Source organism: Sphingomonas sp. C3-2, assembly GCF_033025475.1.
Lineage (GTDB): Bacteria > Pseudomonadota > Alphaproteobacteria > Sphingomonadales > Sphingomonadaceae > Sphingobium_A.
In genome coordinates this window covers 1,293,527-1,307,164 of record NZ_CP130322.1, presented here as the reverse complement: position 1 = coordinate 1,307,164, position 13,638 = coordinate 1,293,527, and the positions used below count along the sequence as shown (strand labels likewise).

Here is a 13,638-nt window from a genome sequence, read left to right as displayed (position 1 = left end):
TTATGACCAGAGTAGCGATCGTGACTGGTGGGACCCGTGGTATTGGTGAGGCCATCAGTCTCGCGCTCAAGAATATCGGAATGACAGTGGTCGCGAACTATGCCGGAAATGATGACCGGGCGCGGGAATTTACCGAGCGCACGGGCATTCGCGCCTATAAATGGGACGTTTCCGACTATGACGCCTGTCAGGACGGGGTGAGCCGTGTCGGTGCCGAGGTGGGCGATGTCGATGTGGTGGTCAACAATGCGGGCATCACGCGCGACGGCACGCTGCTCAAGATGAGCTATGACGACTGGAAGGCCGTGATCGACACCAATCTCGGCGGCTGTTTCAACATGGCCAAGGCGAGCTTTCCGGGGATGCGCGATCGCGGGTGGGGCCGCATCGTCAACATCGGATCGATCAACGGCCAGGCGGGCCAATATGGCCAGGTGAATTATGCCGCAGCGAAATCGGGCATCCATGGGTTCACCAAGGCGCTGGCGCAGGAGGGCGCGCGTTTCGGCGTGACCGTCAACGCGATCGCCCCCGGCTATATCGACACCGACATGGTGGCGGCGGTGCCGGCGGACGTGCTGACCAAGATCGTCGCGAAAATCCCCGTCGGCCGGCTGGGCCATGCCGAGGAAATTGCGCGCGGCGTGGCGTTCCTCTGCTCGGAAGACGCGGGCTTCGTCACCGGATCGACGCTGTCGATCAATGGTGGCCAGCACATGTACTAAGGATCGGTGTCGGCGCGGCCGGGGCTTGTGCCCCGCGCCGCGCCGCACGCGCTTTTCCCCGACATGACGACGCAGGACCCTATCTGGCGCGGACCGATCAAGCGATCGGTCACCATCGCCGGGCACCAGACATCGATAAGCCTTGAGCCGATTTTCTGGGAGGCGCTGCGCGCGCATGCCGAACGGCTCGACATTCCGGTGAACGCGCTCATCGCGCGGATCGATTCCGAACGCATCCTCGCCGACGAGCCGCCCAATCTGGGCAGCGCCATTCGCGTGTGGCTGTTCGCAAATCGTTGAACGGACAGGCTTCGGGCGCGCACCGGCAAGAATTCGTTACAGCTTTGGGGTGGACCCGGGGGACGCGGCTGACGCATATTCGGCCGCAATCCACCCCTTTGACGACGGAGCCGCCCTCGATGATCCGCCTTACCCTTTCCGTGGCCCTGATCGCCGCGATGGCCGCCTGTTCGGCCGCCGACAATTCGAACGCGCAAGGAAATGCCGTGCCTGCGATCACGGCGGTTGACCCCGTGCCCTTCGTTGCGACCGAGCAGGGCGTGTTCGTCGAACCCTGGGCGATGGCGTTTCTGCCCGGCGGCACGCAGCTGCTGGTGACCGAAAAGGCCGGCAAGCTGAAGCTGTTCACGCTGGGTGGGCAGACGGTGGAGGTGGCCGGCGTGCCCGCGGTTGCCTATGGCGGACAGGGCGGTCTGGGGGATATCGTCCTCCACCCGAAATTCGCCGAGAACGGCATGGTGTATCTGAGCTATGCTGAGCCGGGCGAGGGCGCGACACGCGGGGCCGCCGTGGCGCGCGCGCGGCTGGTGCAGGATGCCAAGGGCGCGCGGCTCGATGGGCTGAAGGTGATCTGGCGGCAGGTCCCCAAGCTGGACGGCGGCGGGCATTATGCGCACCGCATTGCCTTTGCCCCCGACGGCCATTTGTTCATCGCCTCGGGCGAGCGGCAGAATTTCGATCCGGCGCACGACATGAAGTCCAATCTGGGCAAGGTGGTGCGCCTCAACGACGATGGCTCGGTGCCCGCCGACAATCCCTTTGCGGCCGAAGGCGGGGTGACGGCGCAGATCTGGTCGCTCGGCCACCGCAATCCGCTGGGGCTGGCGTTCGATGCGACCGGCCAGCTCTGGGACGTCGAAATGGGCCCCAAGGGCGGCGACGAGCTCAACCGCGTCGAACCCCGCGCCAATTACGGCTATCCCATCGTGTCCAACGGCGATCATTATGATGGCAAGCCGATCCCCGACCACGACACCCGGCCCGAATTCGCCGCGCCTGTGATTTCGTGGACGCCGGTGATCTCGCCGTCGAGCCTCATTTTCTATTCGGGGGACATGTTCCCGGCATGGAAGGGCAGCGCCTTTATCGGCGGGCTTTCGTCCAAGGCGCTGGTGCGCATCGCGTTTGACGGCGTGTCGGCGCGCGAGGCCGAACGCTTTGACATGGGGCAGCGCATCCGCGCGGTGACGCAGGGGCCAGACGGCGCGCTCTGGCTGCTGGAAGACGGGCAGAAGGGCGCCACCGGGAGGCTGCTGAAGCTCACCCCCCGGGGCTGATCGCTTATTGAGCGGCGGTGGCCTGGCCGGGCTTGAGCAGCTCGAGCACGGCCGCCGTCATCCCGATCGTCCCCGTCGTCACCGACGGTTCGGGATCGATCCTGAACAGCGGCGAATGGTGCGAGGCGACGGGCGGACCGCCCGCCTTCGCCGCGTCGATCGCCGCCTTTGGCGTGCCGCCGACCGCGAAATAATAACCGCGCACGCCGGTATCGGGCTGGACGAAATAGGCGAAGTCCTCCGCCCCCATCGAATCCTGCTGATAGGGCATGAACGCATCGGCGCCGAGCGTTTCGACGAGCGTGGCGTTGAGCCGCTTGGCAAGGGCTGCGTCGTTGATCGTGGTGGGCGTGCCCTCGATCACCTTCACGCTCGGCAGGCGATCTTCGGCCACGCCGTGCGCGCGGGCGACATTCTTTGCCACGCGCTCGATCGCGGCAATCAGCTGCGCGCGGGTCGTCTCGTCATTGGCGCGGACGGTGATCTGCAGGTCGGCACGGTCCGAGATGATGTTGTGCTTCGAGCCCGAATGGAACGAGCCGACGGTGATCACCGCGGGCGAGAGCGGGCCAACCTCGCGGCTGACGATCGACTGGAGCCCGACGACGATCTGCGACGCGATATAGACCGGGTCCTTGCCCATATGCGGCGCGGCGCCGTGCGTGCCGACGCCGAATACCGTGAGATCGAGGCTGTCGGACGAGGAATATTGGATGCCGTCCGACGCGCTGACCATGCCGCTCGGCAATTGCGCGGCGACGTGGAAGGCGAGCGCGTAATCGGGCTTGGGAAAGCGGGTATAGAGCCCGTCGGCGATCATCGCCTTGGCGCCGCCCACGCGTTCCTCGGCGGGCTGGACGACGAAAAGCACGGTGCCCTTCCACCGGTCCTTCATCGCGGCGAGCCTGTTGGCGGTGCCCACCATCGACGTGATGTGCACGTCGTGGCCGCAGGCGTGCATCACCGGATAGTCGACGCCGTCGGCACCCGTCTGGCGGGCCTTGGAGGCGTTGGCGAGGCCTGAGCGTTCCTCGACCGGAAGCCCGTCCATATCGGCGCGGACGAGCACGACGGGGCCGTCGCCGTTGCGCATGATGCCGACGACGCCGGTGCCGCCCACGCGCTCGGTCACGGTGGCGCCGGCCTTGCGCAGTTCGGCCGCCATGCGCGCGGCGGTGCGGGTTTCCTGAAAGGAGAGTTCGGGATTGCGGTGAAATTCGTCGAACAGGCTGCCGAGCTGCGCCTTGTAATCCGCGCGGACGGCGGTCGCATAATCGGGTTCGGCCTGGGCGGGTGCGGCGAGCATGGCGGCCGCCGCAAGCAGGCAATAACGAAGACGCATATCCTTCATCCCCCTGAGATATATTGGTGATCAGGGGGGTGACTGTACCCGCACGCGCGCGCAGGTACAGCCGGTTTCATGCGCTTAAGATGGTTAGGCTTTTCAGGCGCCGCCGATGCGGAAGGCGCAGAGCTTGTTGCCTTCGGGATCGCGGAAATAGGCGGCGTAGAATGCCTGCGGGCCTTCATCGCCGCGCAGGCCGGGCTTGCCCTCGCACGATCCGCCCAGTTCGAGCGCCTTGCCGTACACCGCGTCCACCTGATCGCGGCTGTCGGCCTGAAGCGAGATCATCGTGCCATTGCCATAGGTGGCGGGCTGCTGGTTGTGCGGGTGCGTCACGGCGAGCGCGGGCTTGGTACCGAAATCGGTGCCGTACATGGTGTAGCCATTGGGCATGCGCATGATCTCAGCGGCGCCCATCAGGCCGAGCACCTGGCTGTAGAAAGTGCGGGCGGTTTCCAGATCATTGGCGCCGAGCGTGACATATCCGATCATTGTCTCTCCTTTGGACCTTCGAAAGTCTCTGATTCCGTGGGCGGTCGTTGCGCCCGCGACCGGCATCACCCATATTCACGGCCAATGGCAATCCATATTCGTACCACGCTCGACGAGCCCGAAACCGGACAGAGCTTTGTCCCGCACCGCCCCGAACGCCCCCCCAAGCTGGAGGGCGGGCGGCCGTTTCGTATCGTTTCGGATTACGAGCCTTCGGGCGACCAGCCGGGCGCGATCGCCGAACTGGTGGCGCAGGCGGCCGAGGGCGAGCGCGATCAGGTGCTGTTGGGGGTGACGGGTTCGGGCAAGACCTTCACCATGGCGCAGGTGATCGAGAAGCTGCAGCGCCCCGCGTTGGTGCTGGCGCCCAACAAGATCCTCGCTGCGCAGCTCTACGGCGAGTTCAAGAGCTTCTTTCCGGACAATGCGGTCGAATATTTCGTAAGCTATTACGATTATTACCAGCCCGAAGCCTATGTCGCGCGGTCGGACACCTATATCGAGAAGGAAAGCTCGATCAACGAGGCGATCGACCGGATGCGCCATTCGGCCACGCGCGCGCTGCTCGAGCGCGACGATGTGCTGATCGTGGCGAGCGTGTCGTGCCTCTATGGTATCGGTTCGGTCGAAACCTATTCGGCGATGATCTTCGATCTGCACAAGGGCCAGACGGTCGACCAGCGCGAGATCGTCCGCAAGCTGGTGGCGCTGCAGTATAAGCGCAACGAGGCGGCGTTCGTGCGCGGCAGCTTCCGCGTGCGCGGCGACAATCTGGAACTTTTCCCGTCGCACTATGAGGATACCGCCTGGCGGATCAGCTTTTTCGGCGACGAGATCGAGGAGATTATCGAGTTCGATCCGCTGACCGGCAAGAAGGTGGCGAGCCTCGATCATGTCCGCGTCTTTGCGAACAGCCACTATGTGACGCCGGGGCCGACGCTGAAACAGGCGATGGAGGCGATCAAGCTCGAACTGGCCGAGCGGCTGAAGGAGCTGGTGGGCGAGGGCAAGCTGTTGGAAGCGCAGCGGCTGGAGCAGCGGACCAATTTCGATCTTGAGATGATCGCGGCGACGGGGAGTTGCGCGGGGATCGAGAATTACAGCCGCTTCCTGACCGGGCGCCTGCCCGGCGAGCCGCCGCCGACCTTGTTCGAATATCTGCCCGAAAACGCGCTTTTGTTCGTCGATGAAAGCCATGTCACCATCGGCCAGATCAACGGCATGTCGCGCGGGGACCATCGTCGCAAGTTGACGCTCGCCGAATATGGCTTTCGCCTGCCGAGCGCGATCGACAACCGCCCGCTTCGCTTCAACGAGTGGGACGCGATGCGGCCCCAGTCGGTCTATGTCTCGGCCACGCCGGGCGGGTGGGAGATGGAGCAGACCGGCGGCGTGTTCACCGAACAGGTGATCCGCCCCACCGGGCTCATCGACCCGCCGGTCGAGGTGCGCCCGGTCGAGGATCAGGTGGACGACCTGATCAACGAGGTGCGCGAGACGACGGGCCGGGGCTATCGCACGCTGGTGACCACGCTCACCAAGCGGATGGCGGAGGACCTGACCGAATATCTGCACGAAGCGGGGCTGAAGGTCCGTTACATGCACTCGGACATCGAAACGCTGGAGCGTATCGAGCTGATCCGCGACTTGCGGCTGGGCGTCTATGACGTGCTGATCGGGATCAACCTGTTGCGCGAGGGGCTCGACATTCCCGAATGCGGGCTGGTCGCGATCCTCGACGCCGACAAGGAAGGGTTTCTGCGGTCCGAAACCTCGCTCATCCAGACGATCGGCCGCGCCGCGCGCAACGTCGACGGGCGCGTGATCCTGTATGCCGACCGGATCACGGGGTCGATGGAGCGCGCGATGCGCGAGACCGATCGCCGCCGCGACAAGCAACTCGCCTATAACGCGGAACACGGCATCACGCCGCAGACGGTGCGCAAGCATATCGGTGACATCATCGCGCATGTCGCGTCGCAGGATCAGGTGACCGTGCCGATCGACGACGACAAGCAGCACATGGTGGGCCATAATCTGCGCGCCTATATCGAGGAACTCGAAGCCAGGATGCGCAAGGCCGCCGCCGATCTCGAATTCGAGGAAGCGGGACGGCTGCGCGACGAGATCCGCGCGCTCGAACGCGAGGAACTGGGATTGCCCGATACCGAGCACAAGGCGCCGAGCATGGGCCGGTCGAACGAGGGCAAGCCGGGGACGCGCAAGACGCGCTTCGGCAAGTCGCAGAAGTTCAAGAGCAGCCGGTCGCGATAGAGCGGGCGACGGACCGTGCCGCACGGGCGGGCGGCCATGCTTGTGCATGGCGAGCCAATCCCTATGCTGCGCGCCGTCAAAGACAGGCACTGGGCAAGGGGGTTTGATGCGTCGTTCGATCGTGGTTCCGCTATTGGGTTTGCTGTTGCTGCCGGCCGCCTGTGTGTCGCCGAAGGTGGCCGAGCCCGCAGCCCGGCCGCCCGCCGCCACGGAGCCCCCGGTGGCGGCCGTTGCACCCCCCGCCGGCTGGCAGGACCGCGCGTTGACGCCGGGCGACTGGCGCTACCGCGCGCAGCCCGATGTGACGGTGGCGACCTATGGTCTGCTCAACCAGCCCGCCGCGCTCAGCGTGCGTTGCGACCGGCCTGCACGCCGCGTGGTGATCGCGCGGCCGGGGGTATTGGACGCGGGCAAGGCGGCGACGATGACGCTGCGCGGCACCGAGGGCGCGGGCAGCTATCCGGTCAGCAATATCGGCGATGTTCCGCCGCAGGTGGGGGCGTCGTTGAGCGCGGTCGATCCGCTGCTCGACAAGTTGGCCTTTAGCCGTGGGCGCATCCTCGTCCAGATCGATGGGGCACAAGATATTGTGGTGCCCAGCTGGGCCGAATTCGCACGGGTTGTGGAAGACTGTCGCGGCTGATGTCTTGGGGCGAGCCTGTGATGATTGCTCCGAAAAAATGATAATACAAGTCTTGTTCGCATCTGCGGAATGATTCACACATAGGGTGCCCGCAAGGCACAGGCTTTAACAAGCGAAAGGAGGTGATCCGATGTCTCATGGTTCAGCAATGAGGTCGGTTCAGTCCGTTCGGAAGACGCGCCGCTAATTTGCGAGTGAAATCAGGCTCCAGAGCCGATTGAACTTCCCAGATCAAAGCGCGATTTTGGTCTTCCGGGCTGGAACTTCCGGCCGCTGACCATGTCAAGGGGTTGCCGGGCGCATGCCCGGCAGCCTCTTTTCATTTCTGGTCGATTTCGCCCGACAGAATTTCGGCGCGGATGCGGATGACGCGGGTGGCGACGCGCGTTTCGACGAGGAACAGCACCAGCCCGATCATCAAGAGCACCATCGCGACGATGAACGAGACCGTCACCATCGTGCCGATTTCGAGATGGATGAGGTCGGCGACGAACAAGAGCACGACGACGAGCGACACCGCCACCGCGCTGGCGACGATCAGGAAGATCGAGAAATTGATCACCTTGATCCGCCAGTCGAGCAGGCGCAGTTCGCGGATATCGCGTTGCCGGGCATCGGGCCCGCTCAGCGGAATACGATCCTCGAGGACGCGGCTGCGATCAATCACCCGGGCAAGCCGCGTCGCCAGCAGGTTGAGGATGGCACCGATCCCGGTGAGCAGGAAAACCGGCGCCACCGAAAGCTGGATGGCCTGCGCGATCGTCGATACGGCGGGGTTGAGTTCCATGCCCCCTGCATGACGCGGGGGGCGGCGGTGGGTCAAGCCTTGCGGGGGTTTTGGACGCTTTAAAACAACGGCTTTCGCTTGCGTTGGACGATGCAGCGATTAGAAGCCCGAAGATGGACAGCATTCTCATCCGCGGCGGCAAGCCCCTTTCCGGCAAACTCCCCATTTCCGGTGCCAAGAACTCGGCACTGACGTTGATGCCGTGCGCGCTGCTGACGGACGAACCGCTGACGCTGCGCAACCTGCCGCGGCTCGCGGACGTCGATGGTTTTGGCCATCTGCTCAACCAGCTTGGCACCTCGACCATGGTCGAGGGTGCGCGCCCCGAAGATTTTGGTCGGGTGATGACGATGCGCGCGGCGCGGCTCACCTCCACCGAAGCGCCCTATGACATCGTCCGCAAGATGCGCGCGTCGATCCTGGTGCTGGGTCCGCTGCTTGCGCGTGCGGGCGAGGCGACCGTGTCGCTGCCCGGCGGCTGCGCCATCGGCAACCGCCCGATCGACCTGCACCTGAAGGCGCTGGAGGCGATGGGCGCCGAGATCGAACTGGCGGCGGGCTATGTGAAGGCCACCGCACCCGGCGGACGCCTGCCTGGCGGCAGCTATGTCTTCCCCGTCGTCTCGGTCGGCGCGACCGAGAACGCGCTGATGGCCGCGGTTCTCGCCAAGGGCACGACCCGGCTGGAGAACGCCGCGCGCGAACCAGAGATTGTCGACCTGTGCAACTGCCTCGTCGCCATGGGCGCGCGGATCGAGGGCATCGGCAGCGAGACGCTCGAGATCGAGGGCGTCGACCGTCTCCACGGCGCAACCTATCAGGTGATGGCCGACCGGATCGAGGCGGGCAGCTATGCCTGCGCGGTGGCGATCACGGGCGGTTCGCTCGAACTGGTGGGCGCGAATGCCGCCGATATGGGCGCCACGCTCGCCGCGCTGCGCGATGCGGGCGTTGCGATCGAGGAAAAACGCAATTCGATCGTGGTGACCGCGCCCGACCGTCTGGGTCCGCTGACGCTGTCGACCGCGCCGTTCCCTGGTTTCGCCACCGACATGCAGGCGCAGTTCATGGCGATGCTGACGCTGGCCGACGGCGCGAGCCTGTTGACCGAGACGATCTTTGAAAACCGCTATATGCACGTGCCCGAATTGGCGCGCATGGGCGCGGATATCGAGGTGCGCGGGCGTTCGGCGGTGGTGCGCGGTGTGCGCCAGCTCAACGGTGCGCCGGTGATGGCAACCGATCTGCGTGCGTCGATGAGCCTGATCATCGCCGGGCTCGCCGCACAGGGCGAAACCCGCGTCAGCCGCATCTATCACCTCGATCGCGGCTATGAGCGGCTGGAAGAAAAGCTGCAGGCGGTGGGCGCCGATATCGAGCGGATCAGCGTCGGCTGATCGGAGCGCTCAAGCCCAAAGCTCAAACAAATGGATGGCGAGGCCGACCAGCCCGCCAACCAGTGTGCCGTTGACGCGGATATATTGCAGATCGCGGCCGACGGCGTTTTCGAGGCGGCCGGTGACGGTGTCGACATCCCAGCCCCGGATCGTATCCGACACGAGACGGACCAGCCCGTCGCCATAGCTGGCGGTGGCGCCCACGGTGGCGCGCCGCGCAAAGCGGTTGATCGTCTCGCGCAGCCGCTCGTCCTGCTGGAGCGTGAGGCCAAGCTGCTTCACCGCCTCGCCCAGCTTGCCGGCCAGCGCCGCATTGGGATCGCGCGCGGCGCGCAGCAGCCCGCTGCGCGCTTCTTCCCACAGCCCGTCCATCCAGCGCTGCATCGCGGGGTTGTCGACGATCTCCTGCTTCCAGCGCGCGACGCGGGCCTGCATCTCGGGATCGTTCTGGAGATCGAAGGCGAGGTTTGACAGCGCGGTTTCGGCGCGGACGCGCAGCGGGTGATCGGGATCGTCGGCCATGTCGAAGAGCAGCTTCTGAAGCCCGCTGATGATCGCATTGGCGACCTTTTCATCAAGCCCGGTCCAGCGCAGGATCGCATTGGCGCGTTCATGGACGATCTCGCGGATCAGATGTTCGTTGGCGGCGAGCGTCTCGGCACACCAGCCGATGACCGAATCAAGGAGGGGGATATGCCGCCCCTCGCGCAGCGCGGCTTCGAGCGACTGGCCGAACAGGGGCGAGATATCGAGCGTGCGCAGCCGCGAGGCGATCGCCTGCTTGACCATCCCGCCCAGCCGTTCCTGATCGAGCGCGTCGAGCAGATCGGCGAAGAGGCGCGAGGCGCCGAGGCGCAGGCGGCCTTCGCCACTGGTATCCGGATTGCTGAGGAAGCGGCCGGCGGCGGCGGCGACATCCACCCGGTACATGCGCCGCGCGACGACCGAGGGGGTGAGGAAATTGTCCTTGAGGAACAGCGCGAGCGTGTCGCCGATCCGGTCCTTGTTGCGCGGGATGATCGCGGTGTGGGGGATGGGCAGGCCAAGCGGGTGGCGGAAGAGCGCGGTGACCGCGAACCAGTCGGCCAGCCCGCCCACCATCGCTGCCTCGGCAAAGGCCTTTACGAAGCCCCAGCCGGGGTGCAGCGGCTCAAGATAGCGCGCGGTGAAGAAGATCGCCGCCATGAGGACCAGCAACCCGGTGGCGACGGCGCGCATGCGCGCCGCGCCATTGGTGACTGGTGCCAGCTTTGCGATCCCCGTGTGCGCGAACAACCCCATCTTCCTAGAACGGACCGGTGGCGGAATGGTTCACTCCGCCGGTGCCGGATGCGGCTTGTCGTCCCCGGGCTTGAAGGTGAGCAGCCGCTTGCTGAGGTGGGGGCCAAGCCATTTTTCAAGGTCGATCGCAAGGCTGAACGCCGCGGGAACGATGATCAGCGTGAGCAGCGTCGACAGGATCAGCCCGCCGATCACGGTGATGCCCATCGGTGCACGCCATGCCCCGTCGCCCGAAAGCGACAGCGCGGTCGGCACCATGCCCGCCGCCATCGCGACCGTGGTCATCACGATCGGCTGCGCGCGCTTGTGCCCGGCATCGATGATCGCCTCCATCTTGTCGACGCCCTTCTCGATTTCCTCGAGCGCGAAGTCGACGACGAGGATCGAGTTCTTGGCGACGATGCCCAGCAGCATCAATATGCCGATGAACACGGGCATCGAGAGCGGGTTGCCCGTCAGGTGCAGCGCGAGCGCGCCGCCCAGCGGGGCGAGCAGCAGCGAGCCCATGTTCACGAAGGGCGGCATGATCCGCTTGTAGAGCAGCACGAGCACGCCGAAGACGAGGAGCACGCCCGAGATCACCGCGATGGCGAAATTGGTGAGCATTTCTGCCTGCAGCTTGCTGTCGCCGATCTGGAGACGGCGAATGCCTTGGGGCAGGTTCTTGAGCGTCGGCAGCGCATCGATCTTGGCCGTGGCCTGCGAGGTGACGATGCCGGGGGCAAGGTCTGCGCCGAGAACGACGCGGCGGACCTGGTTGTGGCGGCGGATCACCGTGGGGCCAGCACCGAAGCGGATATCGGCGACGACCTTTAGCGGCACCGAACCCCCCGAGGTGGTTTGAACCGGAAGATTCTCGATCGTCGACAGCGACTTGCGCGAATCCTGGTTGAGCGCGACGCGGATCGGGATTTGGCGATCGGACAACGAGAATTTGGCGCTGTTCTGATCGATCTCACCCAATGTCGCGATGCGGATTGCGTGGCTGAGCGACGCGGTCGTCACGCCGAGATCGGCGGCGAGGTCGAGGCGCGGTTCGATCGTGATTTCGGGGCGCTGGAGGTCGCCGGTAAGGCGCGGCCCGCGAATTTCGGGAATGCCGTTCATCTCGTCGACGATCTTCTGCGCGGTCTCGTTGAGCAGCACCGGATCGTCGCCGCCGAGCATGATGATGATATCACGCCCGAAGCCGCCGCCCGACTGGGACTGGAAGTTGACGCGCGCATCGGCGATGCCCAGCAGCTTGGGCGTGAGTTCGCGTTCCCAATCGATGCTGCTCATCTTCCGGTCTTTTTTCAGCGTGATGTAGATGCTGGCCGCGGTTGGGCGGATATCCGCATAGGCGGCCTCCACCACTGGCGACTTGTTCAGGATGTCGGTCACCTGATCGGTCACCGCCTTGGTCTGCGCCAGCGTGGAGCCCGGAACCATTTCAACCTGCACCTGGCTGTAATCGGTGTTGATCGTCGGGTTGAACGTCATCGGCAGTGTGGCGAAGGCGATGATGGTCGCGACAAAGGCGGCCACGCCGAGCAGCATCGTCTTCCAGCGGTGGATGAGCGACCAGCGCAGGATGATCATATATTTGTCCATCAGCCGGCTTTCGCCGTGCTTGGCCTGGCCATGGGCCTTGAGGAAATAGGCGGCGATCAGCGGCGTCACCATGCGCGCGACGGCAAGGCTCATCAGCACCGCGACCACGACCGTAAGGCCGAACTGCTTGAAGAACTGGCCCGACATGCCGGGCATCAGGCCCACGGGCAGGAACACCGCGACGATCGACATGGTGGTGGCGAGCACCGCGAGGCCGATCTCGTCGGCCGCGTCGATCGCGGCCTGATAGGCGGATTTGCCCATGCGCATGTGCCGGACGATATTCTCGATCTCCACGATCGCATCGTCGACAAGCACGCCGGCGACAAGGCTGAGCGCGAGCAGGCTGACGAAGTTGAGCGTGAAGCCCATCATGTCCATGAACCAGAAGGCCGGGATCGCGGACAGCGGGATGGCGAGCGCCGAGATGACGGTGGCGCGCCAGTCGCGCAGGAAGAGGAAGACGACGATGACGGCGAGGACGGCGCCCTCGATCATCGCGGCCATCGCCGAATGATACTGGTCCTTGGTATAGTCGACGCTGGTGAACAGCTGCTTGAACTTTACCTTCGGATTTTCCTTGCTCAGCTCGTCGAGCGCCTTTTGCACCTCGTCATAGACGGTGACGTCGGAGGCACCCTTCGACTTTTCGACGCTGAAGCTGGTGACCTGACGGCCGTTCATTTCAGACATCGACCGCTGTTCGGCGAACAGGTCGCGCACCTCGGCGATATCGGCGAGCTTCACCGTGCGGCCGCCGCCGACCGAGATCTGCGTCTGGCCGAGCTCATAGGCGTTGCGTGCATTGCCGAGCACGCGCACCGATTGTTCGGAGCCCGCGATTTCGGCGCGGCCGCCCGCGGCGTTGAGGTTCACCTGACGCAGCTGGGCGTTCACCTCGGTGGCGGTAATGCCTTGTGCCTGCATCTTGGCGGGATCGAGGATGATGCGGATTTCGCGGCTGACGCCGCCGCCGCGGTTGACTGCGGCCATGCCCTCGATCGAGAGCAGCCGCTTGGCCACCGTATTGTCGACAAACCAGCTCAGTTCCTCGAGCGTCATGTCGACGGCCTCGGCCGAGATATAGGCGATCGGGCCGCCATCGACGTCGATGCGCAGCACCTGGGGTTCGAGAATGCCTTCGGGCAGGTCGCTGCGGATCTGCGCGACGGCGTTGCGCACGTCGTTGAGCGCGCGGTCGACCGGCGTGCCGATGTCGAACTGCACCATGCTCGAGGACATACCCTCCTCGACATAGGAGGTGATCTCGTCGACGCCGTTGACGCCGCGCACGGCGGCCTCGACGCGCTGGGTGACCTGGGTTTCAAGCTCGGAGGGCGCGGCGCCCGGCTGGTTCACGACAACGCGCACCGCCGGAAAGCTGATGTCCGGATTGTTGGTGATGTCCATCCGGTTGAAGCTGATCAGGCCAGCCAGGGTGATCGCCAGAAAGATGACGAGCGGCGGGACCGGGTTCCGAATGGACCAGGCCGAGATGTTGCGGAAGCTCATGGCAGTCCTCTC

11 protein-coding genes are annotated in these 13,638 nt (G+C 65.0%); 6 read left to right on the top strand and 5 right to left on the bottom strand.

What is annotated here, in order from left to right; all coding sequences use genetic code 11:
• The first annotated feature begins 2 nt into the window (after window positions 1–2).
• The 3 genes from phbB (at window position 3) to QYC26_RS06370 (ending at window position 2,302) form a co-directional block, all read left to right on the top strand.
• Entirely contained in the window at window positions 3–725 is a 723-nt protein-coding gene (phbB, locus tag QYC26_RS06380; RefSeq protein WP_317514563.1) for an acetoacetyl-CoA reductase, read from the top strand.
• A 63-nt stretch (window positions 726–788) separates the two neighbouring features.
• Window positions 789–1,025, top strand: a complete 237-nt coding sequence (locus QYC26_RS06375) for a ribbon-helix-helix domain-containing protein (RefSeq protein WP_317515006.1) — start codon at window positions 789–791, stop codon at window positions 1,023–1,025.
• A 119-nt stretch (window positions 1,026–1,144) separates the two neighbouring features.
• A complete protein-coding gene (locus tag QYC26_RS06370; RefSeq protein ID WP_317514562.1) occupies window positions 1,145–2,302 on the top strand; it encodes a PQQ-dependent sugar dehydrogenase in 1,158 nt (385 codons plus the stop codon).
• Between the two features lie 4 nt (window positions 2,303–2,306).
• Here QYC26_RS06370 and QYC26_RS06365 read toward each other — a convergent pair whose 3' ends face one another.
• The gene (locus QYC26_RS06365; RefSeq protein ID WP_317514561.1) at window positions 2,307–3,644 is read right to left on the bottom strand and encodes an amidohydrolase; all 1,338 of its coding nucleotides are present in this window, start codon (window positions 3,642–3,644) and stop codon (window positions 2,307–2,309) included.
• A 102-nt stretch (window positions 3,645–3,746) separates the two neighbouring features.
• Entirely contained in the window at window positions 3,747–4,139 is a 393-nt protein-coding gene (locus QYC26_RS06360) for a VOC family protein (RefSeq protein WP_317514560.1), read from the bottom strand.
• 84 nt (window positions 4,140–4,223) lie between these two features.
• Here QYC26_RS06360 and uvrB point away from each other — a divergent pair, with 84 nt between their 5' ends.
• Window positions 4,224–6,413, top strand: coding sequence for an excinuclease ABC subunit UvrB (gene uvrB, locus QYC26_RS06355; protein WP_317514559.1), 2,190 nt, complete (start codon window positions 4,224–4,226; stop codon window positions 6,411–6,413).
• 106 nt (window positions 6,414–6,519) lie between these two features.
• Window positions 6,520–7,056, top strand: a complete 537-nt coding sequence (locus QYC26_RS06350; protein WP_317514558.1) for a hypothetical protein — start codon at window positions 6,520–6,522, stop codon at window positions 7,054–7,056.
• Between the two features lie 319 nt (window positions 7,057–7,375).
• On the opposite strand, the gene QYC26_RS06345 is transcribed toward QYC26_RS06350, so the two are convergent.
• Entirely contained in the window at window positions 7,376–7,843 is a 468-nt protein-coding gene (locus QYC26_RS06345) for a DUF2721 domain-containing protein (RefSeq protein ID WP_317514557.1), read from the bottom strand.
• Window positions 7,844–7,956: 113 nt separating this feature from the next.
• On the opposite strand from QYC26_RS06345, the gene murA reads away from it, so the two are divergent.
• Entirely contained in the window at window positions 7,957–9,240 is a 1,284-nt protein-coding gene (gene murA, locus QYC26_RS06340; RefSeq protein ID WP_317514556.1) for a UDP-N-acetylglucosamine 1-carboxyvinyltransferase, read from the top strand.
• Window positions 9,241–9,249: 9 nt separating this feature from the next.
• Here the strand turns inward: murA and QYC26_RS06335 are convergent, their stop codons facing one another.
• Together QYC26_RS06335 and QYC26_RS06330 are read right to left on the bottom strand one after the other, a co-directional pair.
• Complete coding sequence (locus QYC26_RS06335) at window positions 9,250–10,521, bottom strand: DUF445 domain-containing protein (protein WP_317514555.1); 1,272 nt, start codon at window positions 10,519–10,521, stop codon at window positions 9,250–9,252.
• A gap of 30 nt (window positions 10,522–10,551) precedes the next feature.
• On the bottom strand, window positions 10,552–13,626 hold the full coding sequence (locus QYC26_RS06330; RefSeq protein WP_317514554.1) for an efflux RND transporter permease subunit: 3,075 nt from the start codon (window positions 13,624–13,626) through the stop codon (window positions 10,552–10,554).
• Window positions 13,627–13,638 lie beyond the last annotated feature (12 nt).